General features: G+C 29.3%; 27 protein-coding genes and 1 riboswitch. Of the genes, 15 read left to right on the top strand and 12 right to left on the bottom strand.

What is annotated here, in order from left to right:
- Positions 1 to 309: 309 nt before the first annotated feature.
- Positions 310 to 753 carry a GNAT family N-acetyltransferase gene (locus BJG89_RS10980; RefSeq protein WP_182478056.1) on the top strand — a complete coding sequence of 148 codons (444 nt, stop codon included), beginning with the start codon at positions 310 to 312 and terminating at the stop codon, positions 751 to 753.
- Between the two features lie 381 nt (positions 754 to 1,134).
- Here BJG89_RS10980 and vraX read toward each other — a convergent pair whose 3' ends face one another.
- A complete protein-coding gene (gene vraX, locus BJG89_RS14625) occupies positions 1,135 to 1,299 on the bottom strand; it encodes a C1q-binding complement inhibitor VraX (RefSeq protein ID WP_158266109.1) in 165 nt (54 codons plus the stop codon).
- 420 nt (positions 1,300 to 1,719) lie between these two features.
- On the opposite strand from vraX, the gene BJG89_RS10975 reads away from it, so the two are divergent.
- Positions 1,720 to 1,950, top strand: a complete 231-nt coding sequence (locus BJG89_RS10975) for a hypothetical protein (RefSeq protein ID WP_096810628.1) — start codon at positions 1,720 to 1,722, stop codon at positions 1,948 to 1,950.
- A gap of 113 nt (positions 1,951 to 2,063) precedes the next feature.
- Here the strand turns inward: BJG89_RS10975 and BJG89_RS14620 are convergent, their stop codons facing one another.
- From BJG89_RS14620 to BJG89_RS10965, 4 genes are all read right to left on the bottom strand, one after another.
- Positions 2,064 to 2,240 carry a hypothetical protein gene (locus BJG89_RS14620; RefSeq protein ID WP_170006885.1) on the bottom strand — a complete coding sequence of 59 codons (177 nt, stop codon included), beginning with the start codon at positions 2,238 to 2,240 and terminating at the stop codon, positions 2,064 to 2,066.
- 168 nt (positions 2,241 to 2,408) lie between these two features.
- On the bottom strand, positions 2,409 to 3,371 hold the full coding sequence (locus BJG89_RS10970) for an arsenic resistance protein (RefSeq protein WP_096810627.1): 963 nt from the start codon (positions 3,369 to 3,371) through the stop codon (positions 2,409 to 2,411).
- Between the two features lie 297 nt (positions 3,372 to 3,668).
- On the bottom strand, positions 3,669 to 3,803 hold the full coding sequence (locus BJG89_RS14950) for a hypothetical protein (RefSeq protein ID WP_255201748.1): 135 nt from the start codon (positions 3,801 to 3,803) through the stop codon (positions 3,669 to 3,671).
- 126 nt (positions 3,804 to 3,929) lie between these two features.
- Positions 3,930 to 4,178 (bottom strand): hypothetical protein, encoded by a 249-nt coding sequence (locus tag BJG89_RS10965; RefSeq protein WP_096810626.1) that lies wholly within the window; start codon positions 4,176 to 4,178, stop codon positions 3,930 to 3,932.
- A 174-nt stretch (positions 4,179 to 4,352) separates the two neighbouring features.
- Between BJG89_RS10965 and BJG89_RS10960 the strand changes: the two genes are divergently transcribed.
- Positions 4,353 to 4,562 carry a hypothetical protein gene (locus tag BJG89_RS10960; RefSeq protein ID WP_096810625.1) on the top strand — a complete coding sequence of 70 codons (210 nt, stop codon included), beginning with the start codon at positions 4,353 to 4,355 and terminating at the stop codon, positions 4,560 to 4,562.
- A 209-nt stretch (positions 4,563 to 4,771) separates the two neighbouring features.
- On the opposite strand, the gene tsaT is transcribed toward BJG89_RS10960, so the two are convergent.
- Entirely contained in the window at positions 4,772 to 4,954 is a 183-nt protein-coding gene (gene tsaT, locus BJG89_RS10955) for a type II toxin-antitoxin system toxin TsaT (RefSeq protein ID WP_096810624.1), read from the bottom strand.
- 227 nt (positions 4,955 to 5,181) lie between these two features.
- Here tsaT and BJG89_RS10950 point away from each other — a divergent pair, with 227 nt between their 5' ends.
- The 3 genes from BJG89_RS10950 to BJG89_RS10940 all read left to right on the top strand — a co-directional run bounded on the left by BJG89_RS10950 (position 5,182) and on the right by BJG89_RS10940 (position 6,847).
- Positions 5,182 to 5,673, top strand: coding sequence for a hypothetical protein (locus BJG89_RS10950; RefSeq protein ID WP_096810623.1), 492 nt, complete (start codon positions 5,182 to 5,184; stop codon positions 5,671 to 5,673).
- Between the two features lie 166 nt (positions 5,674 to 5,839).
- Positions 5,840 to 6,046 (top strand): TM2 domain-containing protein, encoded by a 207-nt coding sequence (locus tag BJG89_RS10945; protein WP_096810622.1) that lies wholly within the window; start codon positions 5,840 to 5,842, stop codon positions 6,044 to 6,046.
- Positions 6,047 to 6,631: 585 nt separating this feature from the next.
- Positions 6,632 to 6,847 (top strand): sterile alpha motif-like domain-containing protein, encoded by a 216-nt coding sequence (locus tag BJG89_RS10940; RefSeq protein WP_096810621.1) that lies wholly within the window; start codon positions 6,632 to 6,634, stop codon positions 6,845 to 6,847.
- 11 nt (positions 6,848 to 6,858) lie between these two features.
- Here BJG89_RS10940 and BJG89_RS10935 read toward each other — a convergent pair whose 3' ends face one another.
- From BJG89_RS10935 to BJG89_RS10920, 4 genes are all read right to left on the bottom strand, one after another.
- Positions 6,859 to 7,092 carry a hypothetical protein gene (locus tag BJG89_RS10935; RefSeq protein WP_096810620.1) on the bottom strand — a complete coding sequence of 78 codons (234 nt, stop codon included), beginning with the start codon at positions 7,090 to 7,092 and terminating at the stop codon, positions 6,859 to 6,861.
- A 322-nt stretch (positions 7,093 to 7,414) separates the two neighbouring features.
- A complete protein-coding gene (locus BJG89_RS10930; RefSeq protein WP_096810619.1) occupies positions 7,415 to 7,681 on the bottom strand; it encodes a hypothetical protein in 267 nt (88 codons plus the stop codon).
- 196 nt (positions 7,682 to 7,877) lie between these two features.
- Positions 7,878 to 8,414: a GNAT family N-acetyltransferase gene (locus BJG89_RS10925; RefSeq protein WP_096810618.1), complete on the bottom strand. Its 537-nt coding sequence runs from the start codon at positions 8,412 to 8,414 to the stop codon at positions 7,878 to 7,880.
- 475 nt (positions 8,415 to 8,889) lie between these two features.
- Complete coding sequence (locus tag BJG89_RS10920) at positions 8,890 to 9,315, bottom strand: organic hydroperoxide resistance protein (protein WP_096810617.1); 426 nt, start codon at positions 9,313 to 9,315, stop codon at positions 8,890 to 8,892.
- Between the two features lie 175 nt (positions 9,316 to 9,490).
- Between BJG89_RS10920 and aroD the strand changes: the two genes are divergently transcribed.
- Together aroD and BJG89_RS10910 are read left to right on the top strand one after the other, a co-directional pair.
- A complete protein-coding gene (gene aroD / locus BJG89_RS10915; protein WP_096810616.1) occupies positions 9,491 to 10,210 on the top strand; it encodes a type I 3-dehydroquinate dehydratase in 720 nt (239 codons plus the stop codon).
- 66 nt (positions 10,211 to 10,276) lie between these two features.
- Positions 10,277 to 10,822, top strand: coding sequence for a nitroreductase family protein (locus BJG89_RS10910; protein WP_096810615.1), 546 nt, complete (start codon positions 10,277 to 10,279; stop codon positions 10,820 to 10,822).
- A gap of 256 nt (positions 10,823 to 11,078) precedes the next feature.
- Here the strand turns inward: BJG89_RS10910 and BJG89_RS10905 are convergent, their stop codons facing one another.
- Positions 11,079 to 11,399 (bottom strand): thioredoxin family protein, encoded by a 321-nt coding sequence (locus tag BJG89_RS10905; RefSeq protein ID WP_096810614.1) that lies wholly within the window; start codon positions 11,397 to 11,399, stop codon positions 11,079 to 11,081.
- 142 nt (positions 11,400 to 11,541) lie between these two features.
- Between BJG89_RS10905 and BJG89_RS10900 the strand changes: the two genes are divergently transcribed.
- From BJG89_RS10900 to BJG89_RS10870, 7 genes are all read left to right on the top strand, one after another.
- Positions 11,542 to 11,895, top strand: a complete 354-nt coding sequence (locus tag BJG89_RS10900; RefSeq protein WP_096810613.1) for an arsenate reductase family protein — start codon at positions 11,542 to 11,544, stop codon at positions 11,893 to 11,895.
- Positions 11,896 to 12,075: 180 nt separating this feature from the next.
- The gene (gcvH, locus tag BJG89_RS10895; protein ID WP_096810612.1) at positions 12,076 to 12,456 is read left to right on the top strand and encodes a glycine cleavage system protein GcvH; all 381 of its coding nucleotides are present in this window, start codon (positions 12,076 to 12,078) and stop codon (positions 12,454 to 12,456) included.
- A 280-nt stretch (positions 12,457 to 12,736) separates the two neighbouring features.
- A complete protein-coding gene (locus BJG89_RS10890) occupies positions 12,737 to 13,129 on the top strand; it encodes a toprim domain-containing protein (RefSeq protein ID WP_096810611.1) in 393 nt (130 codons plus the stop codon).
- Positions 13,126 to 13,425 (top strand): thioredoxin family protein, encoded by a 300-nt coding sequence (locus BJG89_RS10885; protein WP_096810610.1) that lies wholly within the window; start codon positions 13,126 to 13,128, stop codon positions 13,423 to 13,425. The genes BJG89_RS10890 and BJG89_RS10885 overlap by 4 nt, the downstream gene beginning before the upstream one ends.
- 53 nt (positions 13,426 to 13,478) lie before the next feature.
- Positions 13,479 to 13,584, top strand: a riboswitch (SAM riboswitch).
- Between the two features lie 83 nt (positions 13,585 to 13,667).
- Positions 13,668 to 14,693, top strand: a complete 1,026-nt coding sequence (locus BJG89_RS10880) for a methionine ABC transporter ATP-binding protein (RefSeq protein WP_096810609.1) — start codon at positions 13,668 to 13,670, stop codon at positions 14,691 to 14,693.
- The gene (locus tag BJG89_RS10875; RefSeq protein WP_096810608.1) at positions 14,686 to 15,381 is read left to right on the top strand and encodes a methionine ABC transporter permease; all 696 of its coding nucleotides are present in this window, start codon (positions 14,686 to 14,688) and stop codon (positions 15,379 to 15,381) included. The genes BJG89_RS10880 and BJG89_RS10875 overlap by 8 nt, the downstream gene beginning before the upstream one ends.
- A 19-nt stretch (positions 15,382 to 15,400) precedes the next feature.
- Positions 15,401 to 16,216, top strand: a complete 816-nt coding sequence (locus tag BJG89_RS10870) for a MetQ/NlpA family ABC transporter substrate-binding protein (protein WP_096810607.1) — start codon at positions 15,401 to 15,403, stop codon at positions 16,214 to 16,216.
- 704 nt (positions 16,217 to 16,920) lie between these two features.
- Here the strand turns inward: BJG89_RS10870 and BJG89_RS10865 are convergent.
- Positions 16,921 to 17,949: a hemolysin family protein gene (locus BJG89_RS10865; RefSeq protein WP_096810606.1), complete on the bottom strand. Its 1,029-nt coding sequence runs from the start codon at positions 17,947 to 17,949 to the stop codon at positions 16,921 to 16,923.
- Positions 17,950 to 18,204 lie beyond the last annotated feature (255 nt).

Below are 18,204 nucleotides of genomic sequence, written 5' to 3'. Positions count from 1 at the left end.
CTTAAATGTGAATTACAACTTTATTAAACGTAAGATAAGAGAATGAGAAAGAGATTATATTTTTTATGATTTCGGTATCTGACGCGGTAAACATGACTAGAAAAAGAGGCTAGGTAAAGCGTACTATATATGCATTGGGTTATCTATAAATTTTGCAAACTAGAAAGAAGGAATACAAGAGTTAAGGCTCATACACAAATGCCGCTAACTCAATAAAATTTATATTCCAGTCATCTACTGTCAATATGATATCCATGCCCAAGATATTAAGTATATTTTGGGTCTCTTTTTACATATTAAATCAAAGGAATGAGTAAGGTGAGGTTAGAAGTAAAGTATACTGAGGAACTATCGAATATTGAATTATTAGAAATATTAAAAGAAAGAGTGAAAATTTTTGTTGTAGAGCAAAAATGTATTTATCAAGAAATAGACGATAAAGATAGAAATGCTCAACATGTTATATTATATGATGAAAACAATATTATAGCATATACCCGCATTGTCACTTCTGAAAATGGTATTAGTTTTGGTAGGGTGCTAGTAACTCAAAATTATAGAAAAAAAGGTTATGGTCGCGAAATTGTACAATGTACGATTGACATTATAAAAAAACAATACCACCATAAATTTTTAAAAATATCAGGACAAGCTCATTTGAAAACATTTTATGAATCCTTTGGGTTTCAAGCAAATTCAAAAACATATATGGAAGATGGTATCCCGCATATTGAGTTTATGATGTACATTTAGAAATAACAATGGTATAAGCGAGGGCAAAAATGTTTTTTTCTAAAATAATCTTTTGCTATCCAGTATTAATCCTAATTAAAAATGCAAGAGCTTAAGCCCTTGCATAAATAAGAACAACTTCGTTATAAATGTAAAATTGGTTCTGTGAAATTGAATATAAACAATTTGAGTCTAATCGATGAATGCAAACAACATATTTCATATTGAGACAGTTTGCACTTCAACTTTTATAAAACAACTGGCTAATATTTTTAATATTTATATATTTCAATATTATGGATGATATTGGCCTGTGTTACTAAAATCGATAAATTAAAAAGAATTTGATACTATTTAACCCCTTATTGAATAGTCATCCTAATTATATAAACGGAAGGTTATTTATTTTTTCATTTTATCAATATCTTGAGCAACTAGAGTTAATAGTTCTTGAGTTTCAGCATCCGTTAACTCGTCAGATCCTTTAATTCTAATTACAGAACCCTTGTCAGTTTTGACGTGATAAATAGGTTCTTCATCCTTATAAACTTTACGCAATATTTTCATCTCATCACCCTTTTTTTATAAAAACAAGTTTTCTATTATATAAAATAATACATGCGTAGAAATATTATTTTTAAAGAAGAATAAAGTCGCATTTTATAACTGTAGTTATTAATACTTTAACTATAGGATAACTTTTTATTTAATTCTTTTCCAATGGTAAGATTAAATTTATTTGATTATTTTGCTTAATCATATGTAAATTAATACACTGTAAACCTTAAACATTAATTTAGCGATTTTTTTAGAAAATTTAGTTTTTTATGTTTTTAATTTATAATGAGGGGTATAAAATACTAAGCACAAAAAGTCCTCCAAACTTTAGTGTGGAATATATTTTTGAGATTGGCGCCGCTTTTCGAAGCGGCGTTTTTGTTTTATACTGCATATAGTGTAAATAATTTTTTATAAAGGATGTATATTGTGAAATTGCTTAATGTATTATCAATTTTATGTAGTTTAGTAATAATCATCGTTATCATATACGGTGTTATCATGATGATTGGTGACTTAATGGGAATAACAACATTTAATAATCAATTATTAATTGTTGGTTTAGCATTTGTATTATTAAGTGGTTTATTTGGTAAAAGTAGACCAAGATTATCAATGCTAGTACTATTCATTGGTTTTATTATCGTAGTTATAAATTAATAAATATAAAAAGGAGCGAAAAAGAAATCACAATTAATTAAATGATTTCGTGTTTTCGCTCCTTTTTATACGCACTTAAAATGTTTTCCTTTCAAAAATCATAAAGAAATAACTTACTCAATATTACTTTTTAGCTTGTTATCCATGTCTTTTGCTACATTTATCAACAGTTTTTTTACTTCTTTTGGTGTTAAATCATTGCCAGCCGTCACTTTTATAATTAAACCTAAATCTGTTTTAATGTGATATGTTGTTCGATTATTTTCAGATACACTTCTCAAAATTTGCATCTTAATCACCTCATTATTAAATTACCCTAACAACTGTTCCTGAGATAGCTATATAGCATTAAGCAAGTTATTCAAATTAACTAAAGTGTAAAATGTTAATTAAGCATTATTTTAATATATTTAAAGTGAAATGGATAATAATTAGCTTCTTTTAAATAGTTAAAAGTATTATCTAATCAATTTAGGTATCGCTTTTATGAAAATAATTTCTCCCAATAATTCACATAATGTTTGTGTAATAACAACTGTTGTAGTAATTGTTACCCAGTCTTTTGGTAAAGCTAAAGCTAAAGGTAGAACGACCAGTGCGTTCCTCGTACTTGAACTAAATGCTAATGTTCTTTTTGCTTCAGCTTCTAATTTAAATAGTTTGCCACAAAGAGCGCCTATAAAAGGAGAAATGGTCAAAAAGCAAATATAAATCGGTACTACTATTAATACAATATTTAAGTTGTGTATTATTTTATTTATTTGTGATCCTACTACAGAAAATAGAACGAATGACATGAATATTTCAGGAAGCCAAGCTGTTAATTGTAATATTTGATTGCTAGTTTTAGATTTGCTGCTAAAAAATTGTAATAACAGCGCGAATATCAAAGGCAATATGATAAACATAGAAAATGCTTTTATAAATGGAACAATGGTCATATGTGAAAAAATATCTATATCTAAAAATAAAGTGAAATATATAGGTAATAATAAAATTTGAAATATAAACAGAAGTGGTGTGGCAAATAGCATAAAGTGCTCATTTCCTTTACCTAAAGCAGTAAAAACGATAACGTAATCAATACAGGGGGTTAAAAGTACAAGATATAATCCGATAATGACGGGAATATTTGAGATATTAAATAATTGTACTAAATAAAAAACAAATAACGGGATAACAATGAAATTTGAAATTAATAACGCAATTATAAACCTTACATTTAAAAAGTTTTGTTTAATTTTGAAAAATGGAATTTGAGAAAACATACTAAACATGAGTATGCCTATACACACGGAAACAATAGATTCTAAAAAGTTAGCAAAGGAATATGAAATTAAACCAGTGAGTACACCGCCTATAACCGCTGTAAAATATATATATATTTGATAATTTTCAATAAATGATTTGATGTGTTGCATAGTGACCTCTCTATAAACTATGTATTGTATTAGTATTTAATAATAATAAAATTTGAAAAATTATATAAAAAGAGCAGAACTGAAATCATATTTTATCAAATGATTCCATTGTTCTGCCCAGGTAAGGGTAGCTAGGGAAAATATAAAGGCTTAAGCCCGTGTATACGTATTACTAACTCAATAAATTAAGAAGTAACACTTTTAAAAATAGTTCTTAAGAAGTGGAATTTTACGTTTACATATCAGATGTCTACTATCTTTGAATCATTTTGAATTATAAGAAAATAATTCAAAAAACTATGTTCTTTTTTTATCTTGAACGCTCACTTTATTCTCTATTTTCTCTTCGTTTGTACTATCGATACTTAAAAGCAATGCACGAATGACTAAAACGCCAGATACAATTAATAATAAATTTTTAAAAAACTTCATAATAATCACTCACCTATATGAATTTAAAGTTCATGAAAAAATACCAGAACTTTGATTATATAATGATAATACCCGGAATTTAACTAAATGAATTAAATACCTATAATCAATGTGAATAAATTTGAATTAAAGATCAATGATATAAATAGTTAAAACTGCTTCATCAACTTCTATTTTAAGCTCATTACTATTATTTTCAATATTAATATTTACAACAACACCATTTTCTATAGTGAAGAAAACCTGGCTCAAAATGCCCATTGCGTATTCATTAATAGGGCTTACTAGGGAAATTGATTTTGTATCTTCTTGAATCATAAATTGTTTTTGACTTTGATTTATTAGTTGCCATTTCGGTAAATAAGTGAGTTTCATAATAATCACTCCTTTGTTAGCGTCAAATTAATAGTGTACAGATCTGGCTCAATTCATTAAAACTTTAGTGAAGTATATAAATTTTGAAACTACACTTCTAAACTAAATTTTTGAATTAATTGCATATGAAAGGGAATAAGTGTTGTAAGCATATTCAAAATTTGAGGTGGAAAAATGAATATTATATTATCTATCATTTTAGCATTAATTTTTGCTTTTTTAGCAACAATGCCATTTTTATTTATAAATACGCGATTACATGAAAATATCAATCATTCTAAAGATGAAGTACGTCATGAAAAAATAAGAGCAGTAAAACGTTTTATCTATTTTTTTATTTTGATTATTATTTTGTTGGCGATTTACCATTTTATTACAAACTAAATATACTGCTATTTTAAAAAAATTAAGCGTTATTTTAAATTTTTGCAAAAATTTAAAAGATAGTTGAAAAACTCAACGTATTTAACAAACTTAAGTGACGATGATGAGGATTGGAAAAGCCTTGTTTGGTTGCATTTTCAATTCAATCATCTACTGTTTGACTCGTATTTGAAGTTAAGCTGCCAGTTTATGTGCTAGTAGCATAATTTTTAACTAAAAATAATAGAAAATAGTACACCAACAACACCAAAAATAATTAAGATAACAGTTAATCCAAGCAGGGATTCTTTTGTTTCTTGAGTCCCTCTTACTTTATAAATAACTAGAGAAATAATGCCAGCAATTAAAAAGAATAATGAGAGCCAAAATATTATCATGAAATGTAGACTCAAAGTGCTGCACCTCCTTTATCGTTTTCATTTTACGCTAGGATATAAGTTGTTCAAATAATATTTTGAAAATTAACAGATGAGTTAATTAGATTAATATTAATTTTATCTTATCATTTATTAATGATATGCCATAGTGTAATTTTTCTTTATGCTTTTGTTTTAAATATTTATTTAAGGAAAAAGACTATTAGTTACATTATAGATAGAATACAAATGGGGGAATTTTTATGAGCAATATAACAGAAGATTTTGAAAATGCCAAAAAAGCGGTCAACGATTTGAAAGCAAGTAAGCGCACAGATTTTCAAGAAACAGAACAATTGATAATAAATTTAAAAAAAGAAGTAAGAAATGACTTAATGCCCAAGATTGAACAAGAAGATAAAAGATTAAAAGAAATTGCGAGTAAATTAGATGCGCATATCAAAACAGCATTTGAATCATTTAACACATTAGATGAAATTATTAATTATTTGGAATCGGCGTTCCAGCGTGGAAAAAAAGATAAAGCATATGGAAGGGCACTCATATTATTAGAAGAAAATCCAATGATTGAAAAAGCTAAAATATATTTTAGCGATAAAGAACAAAATGGCAAGTTTATTGGAATTATTTTGAATAAATTAATTGAACTAAGTGATGAAATTATGCCAGAAGAGTATACTGAATTATTGAAAGTTGAAAAATCCTTTTTTGAAGTGAAATATAGTAATTTGTAGCAATTTTGGTATAAAATAAGAAATGTTAAAATATAGTAAGTGATTACTTTTAAAAGCAGTGCCTTTTTTAAGACATAATGAAAATAATATGTATTAAAATTTTAGATTTTTATCACTGTATCGATGTATAATGAAATAAAATCAAATATGTAAGGAGATATATGCTATGAATGAAGTGAATAAAGTGATTTATATTGTTTTAGCAGTGTTTTTAGGTAGTTTTGGAATCCACAAATTTTATGCGAGAAAAACTGGAATGGGTCTTTTATTCCTTGTATTTTGTTGGACAGGCATCCCACAAATTTTAGCAATTATTGGTGCGGTTATTACTTTATTTAAACCTGCTGATCAAAATGGTAACGTTTTAGTATAAAAAATAATAGCTAAAGATAGGAACAGGATAAAAATCTTAGTTTTTGGTTAAGTTATACTGTTCCAGTGTGTTTAGAACTTATTTTTTACAACAATTTGAGGCCCAATAGGCTCTCTTTTTTGTGATAGCGAATAGGGAATGAGATAACACGGGTTAACACTCATTCATTTATAAGTAGCCACTAATGCAATAAATTGAGAGATAATACTTTAAAAGGTGATGAATGAAAAAGTAGTTATTTGAAAATATAATGCAATTACTTTTTGCTGGTGGGCCATCACCAAATTAAAAACAGGTTGAGATATTAATGTATCTCAACCTGTTTTTAGCTTTGAAAGTATAATGTGCTTAATAAAGTTAAAACTTATAATTATTAAATCCATTTTTATTTCGACAGTACATTTCATAAATTTTGCAATATTTACAATTTAAATCAAATACCCTGAGAACAATAATTAATTTGGCTAATTTTAAAATTTAAAATGTAATGTAATAGACAAATAATTATTATTTGATATGATGGTAAAAAGACACAAAATGGTACAACATGTAACGATTAAAATATAGGTAATCGAGGTTATGCTGATGACATTCTATGATTTTATAATTGACTTTGTAAATGATGATACGCCGCTCGGTCAACTTGCCCATTTTATAAACAGAGATAAGCACTTCCCAAAACATGCAACGAGTTACCATGAAATATATGCATACTTCAAAATGAATTACACATATAATGAAGTTATGACATCTGCTAAAAGAGCATTAAGTTTATATCATAATAATTTAGATGTTAATTAAGTTTATATCAGTTATTCATAGTACCAATTTTGAATTTCTAAAGCCCATTTAATATCTTCAGTGCGAAAGTTGACTTCATTATGCCTTATAGAAAAAGGCTTTATAATATTTTGTGCCATCCATGTATTAATCAATTCGGTAGGCAATCCGTCCAATTCCATATCACTTTTACTGAGTACAAAACACTCCCAATCAAGAGAAATTTTTGAAGGATTAATATATTTACACTCATTGAGCTGATTCATAAAAACACTCCTTAACATTGTAAATCCAACGGTAAGTTTTACCCAACTCCAAATAAAATAAAACGGTAAATCTGAAAAATATTGTCGTATTAATAAGTGACTCAAAGGAATTGACAGCAATCATGATTTCAGTGCATAAACCAATAAAAAATTGTAATTGCATAAGATATAACATTTTCTATATCTTTGATTTTTAACCCCCTTTTGTAATTAACTTACTTTTTACATTTTAAAATTTTGTAAAACTAAAAACAGTTAATTACTAAAATATATCGTAATTAACTGTTTTTTGGTCTAAAGTCGCTATGTATCATTAGATTTTTCATGAGAAAAAATTGAATACGTATACTTTCCAATATGGATAACTTAATAGCACAAAAGAAAATAAAGTTACCAACATAGCAAAGATATTAGCAATACGGTCGCCACGTAAACATGCGTATAAATTAATTAAAAACACACCTAAAATGAATAGGATAGCAGCTAATAATTGTAATTCTCCTTCTAAAACTTTATTAACGGCTAATAATGGAGTCAGTAATGTAACTAATGACAAGAACAGAGATAATAAAGTTGTAGTATATTTCAAATTGTTCAGCCCTCTCTAAGATAAACTTTTATAAGCACAATGTGATAAAAAATAACTTAATAAAATAATATTTGCTTAGCAATTTAATTGCAAGTGATTTTTAACTACAGACTTATATTTACTGTTACTAATTAAATAAATGATACAAAAAGAGAGGCAATCATAACTGTAACAACCAGAAGAATTAAGTATAGTTTTAATCAAACAATCTCATCTCTTCACCGTTGAAATAATAACTTAACCAATGCTCATCGACGTAATCTTCACCATATTTTCTAGCATACTTTTCAAGAGCAAGCACTTCAAAATTCAAGTTACTTAAAAATACTTTTCCACTAATATTGTTAGAAATAAGAGAAGTCATTAAAATTTCAATATTTTTATCATTACAAATTTGGAAAACGTATTTCATTAATTGATTAGCAATTTGTTCTCTGAATGCATGACTATCACCCATTACACACATATTTTCAATAACTGCTTTATGTGCCAAACTATAAGTTTGGTTAAATATAAGTGTGACAGAGCCAATTAATATGCTTTCTTGGAAAGCACCAATGACCACTTTATCGTTTGGGTCAGAAGTAAGTAATTTTTCTATATTTAGCTCAGCTAAGCACCGCTCATTTTGCAATTTCCAAGCAAATACATCGAGGTCTTCATGAATGCCATGTAATAATAATTTTTTATAGTCTACTAAGTCATCGATTGATAAATAACGTATGTTTGACATTGAAAGCCTCCTAAAAAGTATACTTTTTTTATAAATTTTCCTGCTATATTAAATATAATATTAAGGGAAAAAGAATAATTGAGCAACACTATATTTAATATTTTTCTAAGATATTACTTCATTTTTAATTTATAAACTAAAAAATGTATGATCATTAAGAATATAATTGTAATTAATTTTATTTTTAATAAAAAGAAATGCATATGATAAATATGGTATAATATAGTGAGTTATACATTTTGAGTGGAGGCATGGTAAGTGGGGGCTTTAATAACTATTATTGTTTCTCTAGTATTGCTTATCCTGATTTCTTTTGTTGTATTGATGATCTATATTTGTATTAATTATAAAGATGAAGACGATTTGTAAATTAGAAAGCGAAGAATTCAAAAGACATCATGACTTAAGCATTTTGCAATCTTAAATAAATAAAAACCCCCAAATTCTCAACAGAATTTGGGGGATATAATTATTTTTATTCAACAACTTGTACGTTTAAATCTACGTCAATGTTGCCACGAGTTGCTTTTGAGTATGGACAGAATTCATGTGCATCCTGTAAGTATTTTTCAGCATCTTCTTGAGATAATACGTTTTTGACTTTCGCATCAATAGATACGCTTAATTGAGGGCTTTCTGCATTTGGATCGTCTTCTAAACGAACTGTTAAAGTGACTTCAGGTTCAGCATCTCTCACCTTATTTTGTTTGAGAATTAAATCAAATGCCCCATTAAAGCATGACGCATAACCTGCTGCGAATAACTGTTCAGGATTTGTTCCTTTTTCAGCATCAGCTTGTGCTGGAGGAATAACTGCTACATCAATTGCTTTATCATCTGTTTGAACGTGACCGTTACGACCACCTGTATTAGTTGCTTTTGTTTCATAGTTTACTGCCATTATATTACCTCCTAAATTACTTCTATATAGGTTATACCCGTAAAATAAAATTTAAATCATATATAAATCAAAATGATTTGTATGATTTATTTAAACGAACCGTGCTTAAGATTGTGTTACTACTGAGTATTGTTATACAATAATTTTAATTATCACTAAAAAAGGAAGTTTTTAAATGTCTGAAGTTAAAATTGCGGTAACAATAGAACCTGAAAATGATATACCACAATGTATCATCAATGATTTAATTAAATATCAAGCATCTTTCGATATTATAGAAGTGAGAATTGATCAATGGCTTACACCAAACGTAAAACAGATAGCTAAAGTTATAGATAAATTATATAATTTAAATTTAAATAAAAAAATCCTAGTTACTTATCGTAAACAATCACAAGGAGGCAAAGGAGATTTATCATTAGATGCGTATGTAGCATTATTAAAAGAAATTATAATTTTAGACCATGTGGATATGATAGATGTTGAATTTGAAAAAAATCAAAAACTTCAATATATGCGTAACTTAATCGATTTGGCGCGTAAAAATGACGTTGAAAGTATATTGTCTTATCACGATTTTCAAAAAACACCTTCATTGGAATCACTAAAACATTTGTATTATAAAATGCATCAAATGAATCCAGATTATTTAAAAGTAGCGGCTATGCCACATGGCAAGCAAGATGTGTTGAACCTGTTGTCAACTTTATCGGAAACAGTAGACTCAGTGCCACAACAAGTCATCGGCATTGCAATGTCCAAATTAGGTATGATATCAAGAACAGCGCAAGGCTTATTTGGTGGCGCGGTGTCATATGGTTGTTTAGACCAACCAAAAGCGCCTGGACAAATTCATGTTGAAACGTTGAAGTGTCAATTAAAAATGTACGAGTAGTTTGAAAACGAATCGTTCGTAGATTATAATTGAAAATAGTTATCAATAATGAAAGGACGATATCAGATGGAACTACAAGATGCTATAGCACAACGTAGAAGTATAAAAGCATTTAGAAGAGATATGAATATAGATGATCATGCTCTATATGAAGCAATACAACGTGCTACAGATGCACCAAATCATGGTTTGAGAGCACCATGGAGAGTGGTTCATATCGCTAAAAATAGATTGGGAGATATGAGTAAACAATTAACTGAGATTGCTTTCCCCAATATAAAGAAAAAGCAAGAAGACCATTATAAAGTGGCAACAAATCTCGGTGGAATGCTTGCTTTAATCGTGAAAGAAGACCCAAGACAAAAAGAAAATTTAGAGAACCATATGGCTTTTGGTGCATTTGCACAAAACCTAATGTTATTACTATATGAAGCTGGCATAGGCACTTGCTGGAAGACACCAGCATATATATTCAATCCTGAAATACGCAGCATTTTTGGTGTAAAAGATGATGAGCAATTGGTAGGTCTATTATATTTAACTGATCTTAAAGATTTAGAAAAAATGCCACATAGAGAACGTCAACAGAGCCAAACCATTGAAACATTTTAAACTGACTAATTAATAAACTATGTGTTTACCACGGGGCAGACAGAAAAACTTGGTTTCTGTTCTGCTCCTTTATTTTTATACAAAAAATAAGACAACATAAAGTAGAAGTTGCTAATTTATGCTGTCCTATTAAGTATGACTAAAACAATATCGAGTTTACGGTGCTAGCGTTAAGTATTTAGTTACTTATCTTAAATGATAAGTTTAATCTATTAATTGATGGGAATCTAAATCTGACATCGCCTTAAATCATTACTTATTCAAAAGTTTCAGCTAAGAATGATTCAACTTGTTCTGGCGATTTAGCATTAGCTGAATGTAAGTGCGCTAATTTTTCCCCATTTTTGAAAACTAAAAGGCTAGGGATGCCCATAACATCGTTATCTGCAGCAGCATCTTCTAATTCATCACGGTTTACTGTATACCAGTTATAATTGTTGTATTTTTCTACAATTGGATCAATCCACATGTCCATTGCTCTACAATCCGGGCACCATCCCGCTTCGAATTTAACAATGACTGGGTTGTCACTTTGTATCGTAGTTTTAAATTGGTCGTTAGTACTAATTGGTTCCATAATTATGCTCCTTTATAAAGATATTAATAATAACATTATAACGGACAATTTCCTGTTATTAAAAAAATCAGCTTAATAATTAGAGCGTTTTTGTCATAATTTTGTTATATTAGTGTTAACTATACATAGGAGGTACAGAATAATGATAAAATTTTACCAGTATCCTAATTGTACGACTTGTAAAAAAGCTGCCAAATTTTTACAAGAATATGGGGTCAGTTATGAACCCATTGATATTGTGCAGCATACACCTACTAAAAAAGAGTTTAAAGAAATTATTGATGCTACTGGCATTGATATCAACAAACTTTTTAATACACACGGTGCCAAATATCGAGAATTAGGTCTTAAAGATAAACTTAAAGATCTATCTGATGAGGAAAAATTAGATTTATTATCTTCTAACGGTATGTTAGTAAAAAGACCCTTAGCTGTATTAGGGAACAAAGCAACTGTAGGCTTTAAAGAAGATCAATATAAAGCAACTTGGATATAAACACATATTATTCTTAAAATATAATTTTACGCTATTTAAAAAATAGATGAACATTTATTGAGATTGTTTTATTTACTGCGATAAAAAATACGAGTTGCCTTATAAAAGCGATTAAATAGTTGATTGTAAGCCTTTCATATGGCATCATTAATATGTAAAAACATTTAGGAGGGGATTCTCGTGGCAGTACCAAGTGAATTAAAATATTCTAAAGAACACGAATGGGTAAAAATTGAAGGAAATACAGTAACTATTGGTATTACTGAATATGCACAAAGTGAATTAGGAGATATCGTATTCGTTGAATTACCTGAAACTGATGATGATATCGAGGAGGGCGAATCTTTCGGTAGTGTTGAATCAGTTAAAACAGTTTCTGAACTTTATGCACCTGTTTCAGGTAAAGTTGTAGAAACAAATGATGAATTAGAAGATAGTCCTGAATTTGTTAATGAATCACCATACGAAAAAGCATGGATGGTTAAAGTCGAATTAAATGATGAAAGTCAATTAGACGAATTAATGTCAGCTGATCAATATTCAGAAATGATTGGTGAATAACATTGCGATTAAACTCCACGATATCTCTTATCATGGAGTTTTTATTTTACCCAAATTCAGAAAAAATTATTATTTATTATTCAAAACAATCCATTTATTTTGATGTATTTATTTAAAAAGTGGCTACAAGTTATTTGGATTGCTATAGAACGTATAAGATGACAAATGAAAGGTTCAATAATAAGATAATGTAAGAAACGATTATGAATGTTTATGCTAGCTAAATAGGGTGTAGAACTAAATATAAATGAATTTACTATCACATTAGAGGGTGGATGTCATGACGATACTAAACCAAGTTATTATTGTCGAAGGAAAATCAGACAAAAAACGGGTAAAGCAAGTTATTGATCAGCCAATCGAAATCATTTGTACTAACGGCACAATGAGTGTTGATAAGTTAGATGAGATGATCGAATCATTATATGATAAGCAAGTCTATATTCTTGCAGACGCAGATAATGAAGGTGAAAAGATACGTAAATGGTTTAAAAAATATTTAAGTGAAAGTAAACATATTCACATAGATAAACAATACGGTGAGGTTGCGAGATGTCCTAAGTCATATTTATCCAAAGTGTTAGCAAAACATGGATTTTTAGTTAAAGATGAAGAAAAAGTTGCGAAAGCAAAGTTAGATTATATTGCTGAAAGGGTTAGTTTATTAACATGAATGTAAAGCGTGAACCACGTGTTGATGTACAAGAACACGTAGATAAAGATAAATATCTTATATTTGGTTACACACCGACATGTGGCACATGTAAGGTGTCAGAACGAATGTTAGATATTGCTAATGAAATGTTAGAATTACCAATTACTAAGTTAGATTTAAATTTGCATCCTGACTTTAGTCAAGTATATGAAATACAATCAGTTCCTATTCTTATGCTTATGTCTAAAGGGGAAGAACAAAAAAGGATTTATGCGTTTCAATCGGTTCCTTATTTGTTAGAAAATTTAAAATAATCATTGACGAAACTATAGTGCAATGGTAGGATTATGGATAATTAAATAATGAACTCTTATCACGAGAGGTGGAGGGATGTGCCCTACGAAGCCCGGCAACCGTCTTTAATAGAAATGGTGCCAATTCACATAAAGTTATCAAACTTTAGAAGATGAGAGAAGCGGGTTATGCTTTCTCTATTCTTCGACAATAAGAGAAAGCATTTTTTTAATTGAATGAGCAATACAAGGAGGCAACAACAATGATTGAATTAAATCAAATCGTTAAAAGATATAAAACGAAAAAACACGATGTGTTAGCTGTAGATCATGTTGATTTAAGTATTCAATCAGGCTCAATTTTCGGTGTAGTTGGCTTTTCGGGCGCAGGTAAAAGTACTTTGATTAGACTTTTAAACAACCTTGAACAACCGACTTCAGGTGACGTTGTAATTGGTGGAGATACAATTGGGAAATTATCGAAATCAGAATTAAGAAAAAAACGTCAAAAAGTGAGTATGATTTTTCAACATTTTAATCTATTGTGGTCACGTAACGTTTTGAATAATATTACTTTTCCATTAGAAATCGCAGGCGTATCGCGTAGTGAAGCGAAACGACGTGCATTGGAGTTAGTAGAGCTTGTAGGACTAAAAGGTAGAGAAAATGCCTATCCCTCAGAATTGTCAGGTGGACAGAAGCAACGTGTAGGTATCGCCCGCGCTTTAGCAAATGAACCTAATGTTTTACTTTGTGATGAAGCTACAAGTGCATTAGATCCTCAAACAACTGATGAGATTTTAGAATTATTATTAAAAATTAAAGAAGAAAGAAATTTAACAATTGTTATTATTACCCATGAAATGCAAGTGATAAGACGTATATGTGATGAAGTGGCAGTGATGGAAAACGGCCGTGTCATTGAGCAAGGTCAAGTTTCGACTGTCTTTGAAAACCCTCAACATGAGGTAACAAAACGGTTTGTTAAAGAAGACTTAAATGATGAATTTGATGAATCACTGTTTGAATTAGTTGATATGGATGAAAGCTCATCAGTAGTACGTTTGAACTTTACTGGAAATAATACGACTGAGCCTATCGTGTCATACATAACAAAGACACATAATATTGATGTCAATATACTTGAAGCAAATATTAAACATACCAAAGATGGTTCACTAGGCTTTTTAGTTTTACATTTATTAGACGTAGATTCTGAAAAATTTGAAAAGTTCAAAAATGATTTAGAGGCGCAACATGTTTCTGTGGAGGTGTTAAAGCATGGGTAATTCATTTAGCGAGATTCTACAGGAAATGATTACAATGCCTAATGTAAGTTGGGATGAAGTTTGGATAGCTACATATGAAACGATTTATATGACACTGATAGCTACAGTGTTTGCATTTGTTTTAGGTTTGATACTAGGCGTTCTTTTATTCTTGTCTGCTAAAAGTAAATCACCTGTAGCTAGAATTTTTTACAGTGTTGTATCATTCATTGTTAATTTATTCAGAGCGATACCATTTATTATCTTAATTTTATTATTGATACCATTTACAAGTTTACTATTAGGAACTATTAGTGGCCCAACAGGTGCTTTACCAGCATTAATTATCAGTGCTGCACCTTTCTATGCAAGATTAGTAGAAATTGCTTTTAAAGAAATTGATAAAGGTGTTATTGAAGCAGCTTGGTCAATGGGAGCCACAACTTGGACAGTAGTTAGAAAAGTACTTTTACCAGAAGCGATGCCAGCATTAATTTCTGGTATTACTGTGACTGCTATTGCTTTAGTAGGTTCTACTGCAGTAGCTGGCGTCATTGGGGCTGGTGGTTTAGGTAATTTAGCTTACTTAACCGGATTTACAAGAAATCAAAATGATGTCATTTTTGTTTCGACAATTTTAATTCTAATTATAGTATTTATCATTCAATTTATTGGAGATAAAATGACTAACAAAATAGATAAACGCTAAGTTTAAAGGGGGCATTTATATGAAGAAATTATTTAGTTTAGCATTAGTATTAGCACTCACATTAGTATTAGCAGCTTGTGGTAATGGAGGCGGAGGCGATGATAAAACAATAACGGTTGGTGCTTCTCCTGCACCACATGCTGAACTTTTAGAACAAGCTAAACCCATCTTAGAAGATAAAGGTTATGACTTAAAAATCAAAACAATTAACGATTATACGACGCCAAATAAATTATTGGATAAAGGTGAGTTAGATGCTAACTTCTTCCAACACACACCTTATTTGGACACTGAAAAGAAAGATAAAGGATATAAAATTGAATCTGCTGGTAACGTTCATTTAGAGCCAATGGCTGTTTATTCTAAGAAATATAAGGATTTAAAAGACTTGCCAAAAGGTGCCACTGTGTACGTTTCAAATAATCCAGCTGAAGAGGGCCGTTTCTTAAAATTCTTCTCTGATGCCGGATTAATTAAAATTAAAGATGGTGTTAAAACAGAAGATGCTAAATTTGACGATATTGTAGAAAATAAAAAAGATATCAAATTTAATAATAAACAATCAGCAGAGTACTTACCTAAAATTTATCAAAATGAAGACGCTGATGCAGTCATTATTAATTCAAACTTTGCAATTGATCAAAAATTAAGTCCTAAAGATGATTCAATTGTGTTAGAAAAAGCAAAAGATAATCCTTACGCTAATTTGATTGGTGTTAAGGAAGGTCATAAAGATGATAAAAAAATCAAAGCTTTAATGGAAGCACTACAATCTAAAGAAATCAAAGATTACATTAATGAAAAATATGATGGTGCTGTTGTACCAGCAAAATAATATCAAGCGTTTTATTCCCTCTTTAGCTGTAATGGCTAAAGGGGGTCTTTGTTTGCGAAAAAAGATGTATTTATTTTCAATTTATGTATAAAGCTACGGCTCTATTTTTGATTATTGTAAGGCAGTATGTATGTGTTTAGATATCAATTGATATTGATTTGAAGTAGGTAGTTATAAAATAGTATATTTTAAGAAGTTAATGTCTCCGGCAATCAAAATGATAGGAGACAAACAAGAGATAGATTGAAACTTAGGTAGAATGCTAAAACAAACTCTTTTCTATAATGTAAATAGTCTTGAGATTTATAGTTATGCACTATATAAAATGAAAGTATTTATTTGAAACGTCCAACTATATGACGTAAAATTAATTACATGTTTGAATGAGTTGCTTTAAAGTGTAAATACAACAAAGTATTAATTGCACTTATTTATTGTGATTAAATTCATCCAAACAGCAATAGGGAGAACTTTGAAATCCTCATATCTCACAACAGTATGAGATATGTCAATATAAATTCATTCATACATCATTACGCGATCGATGTATTTATATGAATGTAAAAAAGCTCGGATAGGGTATGGATTTGAATTTAAATCACTTAAGTGATTATAGAGACAAGTCATTACCAATCCGGGCTTTATTTTTGTTGGTTTTACTTTAAACTTTAGATATTAAAAAAATGGGCACGTTCTTTAAACATTTAAATTTTATCGTATTCATCTTTAATATCACCAACAATATTTTCAAGAATGTTTTCCATCGTAATCATCCCTATAGTACGTTGCTTATCATCTAAAATGAGTGCTATGTGGATTTGATTAGCTTTCATTTGTTCTAATACATCATGATATTTGCTATTGTGGTTAAATTTTAAAATATGGCTTGTTATTTCTAAAAGTGAGCCTAAATTGTTAGTTAACAAATCTTTAGCATGAATATATCCGATAATATTATTTTTTGTATTTTCATAAACTGGGAATCTGGAATAGGAAGCTGATTGAACATATGATTTAATTTCATTGACGTCACTTTCAACATTGATTACAGCCATTTTTTCCCATGGGATATAACCATCTTTGATAAGCATTTCATCAAATGCAAAAGCACGATTAATATGTGTTAATTCATTTTCTGAAATTTCGCCACCTTCATGACTTTCTTTAATTAGCATTTTCAATTCTTCTTCTGAATGATATAACTCGCTTTCTTTTGAAGGCTGCATGCCAAATAGTTTTAATACGAACCTAGCTGACCCGTTAAGAATATAGATAAAAGGATAAAATAATTTATAAAACATAATAATTGGTTTGGCTATCATAAGTGTAATGTTTTCTGCTTTTTGTAGCGCTATCGTTTTTGGAGCCATTTCTCCTATAACCACATGTAAATACGTAGCTATCACAAAAGCGCTTATTAAAGTTAATATATGAATCATTGTTTCAGAAAGTCCAATACTACTAAAAAGTGGGTGCAGCAGAAATTCAAATGTTGATTCACCGACCATCCCGATACCTAAGGCCGTAATTGTAATCCCTAATTGACAAGCTGCTAGGTATTCATCTAAATGTGTAACAACTTTTTGTGCAGCTATGGCATTTTTGTTATTGTTGTTTGCTAAAGAATGAATCCGGGATGTGCGCACTTTAACAATGGCAAATTCTGTAGCCACAAAGAAAGCTGTTAGTGCTAGTAAAATAATAAAAGTAAGTAAACTAAAAAAGGTTCCCAAAAATTAATTAATTCCTCCGTTATTTTGAATTTAACCCAAAAAAGGGTTGAAGTAAAATTATATATAAAGTGTAAAGGTATTGCCACTAAAAAGGTGTGAAATTTAAGATTAATAATGTTTTGTCCATTTAATAAAATAGTTACATTTAAAAATGGGGGATTAAATTATTACACGCGCTTAAAACAATCTATAATAACACTTAAATGAACGGTCATTACTTAATATACAAAAAAGGATAGCTCGTTTTCAGAAATG

It is taken from the genome of Staphylococcus nepalensis (assembly GCF_002442935.1).
GTDB classification, from domain to species: Bacteria; Bacillota; Bacilli; order Staphylococcales; family Staphylococcaceae; genus Staphylococcus; species Staphylococcus nepalensis.
Note: the sequence above shows the minus strand (reverse complement) of the source record. Positions and strands in the feature narration are given on the sequence as shown.

Bases quoted from the DNA above. Each gene is read 5' to 3' on its own strand.
- BJG89_RS10920 (WP_096810617.1), bottom strand. From the start codon at position 9,315: ATGGCAGTAAACTATGAAACAAAAGCAACTAATACAGGTGGTCGTAAC.
- BJG89_RS10900 (WP_096810613.1), top strand. From the start codon at position 11,542: ATGATAAAATTTTACCAGTATCCTAATTGTACGACTTGTAAAAAAGCT.
- BJG89_RS10910 (WP_096810615.1), top strand. From the start codon at position 10,277: ATGGAACTACAAGATGCTATAGCACAACGTAGAAGTATAAAAGCATTT.
- BJG89_RS10970 (WP_096810627.1), bottom strand. From the start codon at position 3,371: ATGCAACACATCAAATCATTTATTGAAAATTATCAAATATATATATAT.
- BJG89_RS10945 (WP_096810622.1), top strand. From the start codon at position 5,840: ATGAATGAAGTGAATAAAGTGATTTATATTGTTTTAGCAGTGTTTTTA.
- BJG89_RS10965 (WP_096810626.1), bottom strand. From the start codon at position 4,178: ATGAAACTCACTTATTTACCGAAATGGCAACTAATAAATCAAAGTCAA.
- BJG89_RS10905 (WP_096810614.1), bottom strand. From the start codon at position 11,399: ATGGAACCAATTAGTACTAACGACCAATTTAAAACTACGATACAAAGT.
- BJG89_RS10960 (WP_096810625.1), top strand. From the start codon at position 4,353: ATGAATATTATATTATCTATCATTTTAGCATTAATTTTTGCTTTTTTA.
- BJG89_RS10925 (WP_096810618.1), bottom strand. From the start codon at position 8,414: ATGTCAAACATACGTTATTTATCAATCGATGACTTAGTAGACTATAAA.
- BJG89_RS10880 (WP_096810609.1), top strand. From the start codon at position 13,668: ATGATTGAATTAAATCAAATCGTTAAAAGATATAAAACGAAAAAACAC.
- BJG89_RS14950 (WP_255201748.1), bottom strand. From the start codon at position 3,803: ATGAAGTTTTTTAAAAATTTATTATTAATTGTATCTGGCGTTTTAGTC.
- BJG89_RS10980 (WP_182478056.1), top strand. From the start codon at position 310: ATGAGTAAGGTGAGGTTAGAAGTAAAGTATACTGAGGAACTATCGAAT.
- BJG89_RS10885 (WP_096810610.1), top strand. From the start codon at position 13,126: ATGAATGTAAAGCGTGAACCACGTGTTGATGTACAAGAACACGTAGAT.
- vraX (WP_158266109.1), bottom strand. From the start codon at position 1,299: ATGAAAATATTGCGTAAAGTTTATAAGGATGAAGAACCTATTTATCAC.
- BJG89_RS14620 (WP_170006885.1), bottom strand. From the start codon at position 2,240: ATGCAAATTTTGAGAAGTGTATCTGAAAATAATCGAACAACATATCAC.
- BJG89_RS10875 (WP_096810608.1), top strand. From the start codon at position 14,686: ATGGGTAATTCATTTAGCGAGATTCTACAGGAAATGATTACAATGCCT.
- BJG89_RS10940 (WP_096810621.1), top strand. From the start codon at position 6,632: ATGACATTCTATGATTTTATAATTGACTTTGTAAATGATGATACGCCG.
- BJG89_RS10950 (WP_096810623.1), top strand. From the start codon at position 5,182: ATGAGCAATATAACAGAAGATTTTGAAAATGCCAAAAAAGCGGTCAAC.
- BJG89_RS10935 (WP_096810620.1), bottom strand. From the start codon at position 7,092: ATGAATCAGCTCAATGAGTGTAAATATATTAATCCTTCAAAAATTTCT.
- BJG89_RS10890 (WP_096810611.1), top strand. From the start codon at position 12,737: ATGACGATACTAAACCAAGTTATTATTGTCGAAGGAAAATCAGACAAA.
- aroD (WP_096810616.1), top strand. From the start codon at position 9,491: ATGTCTGAAGTTAAAATTGCGGTAACAATAGAACCTGAAAATGATATA.
- BJG89_RS10870 (WP_096810607.1), top strand. From the start codon at position 15,401: ATGAAGAAATTATTTAGTTTAGCATTAGTATTAGCACTCACATTAGTA.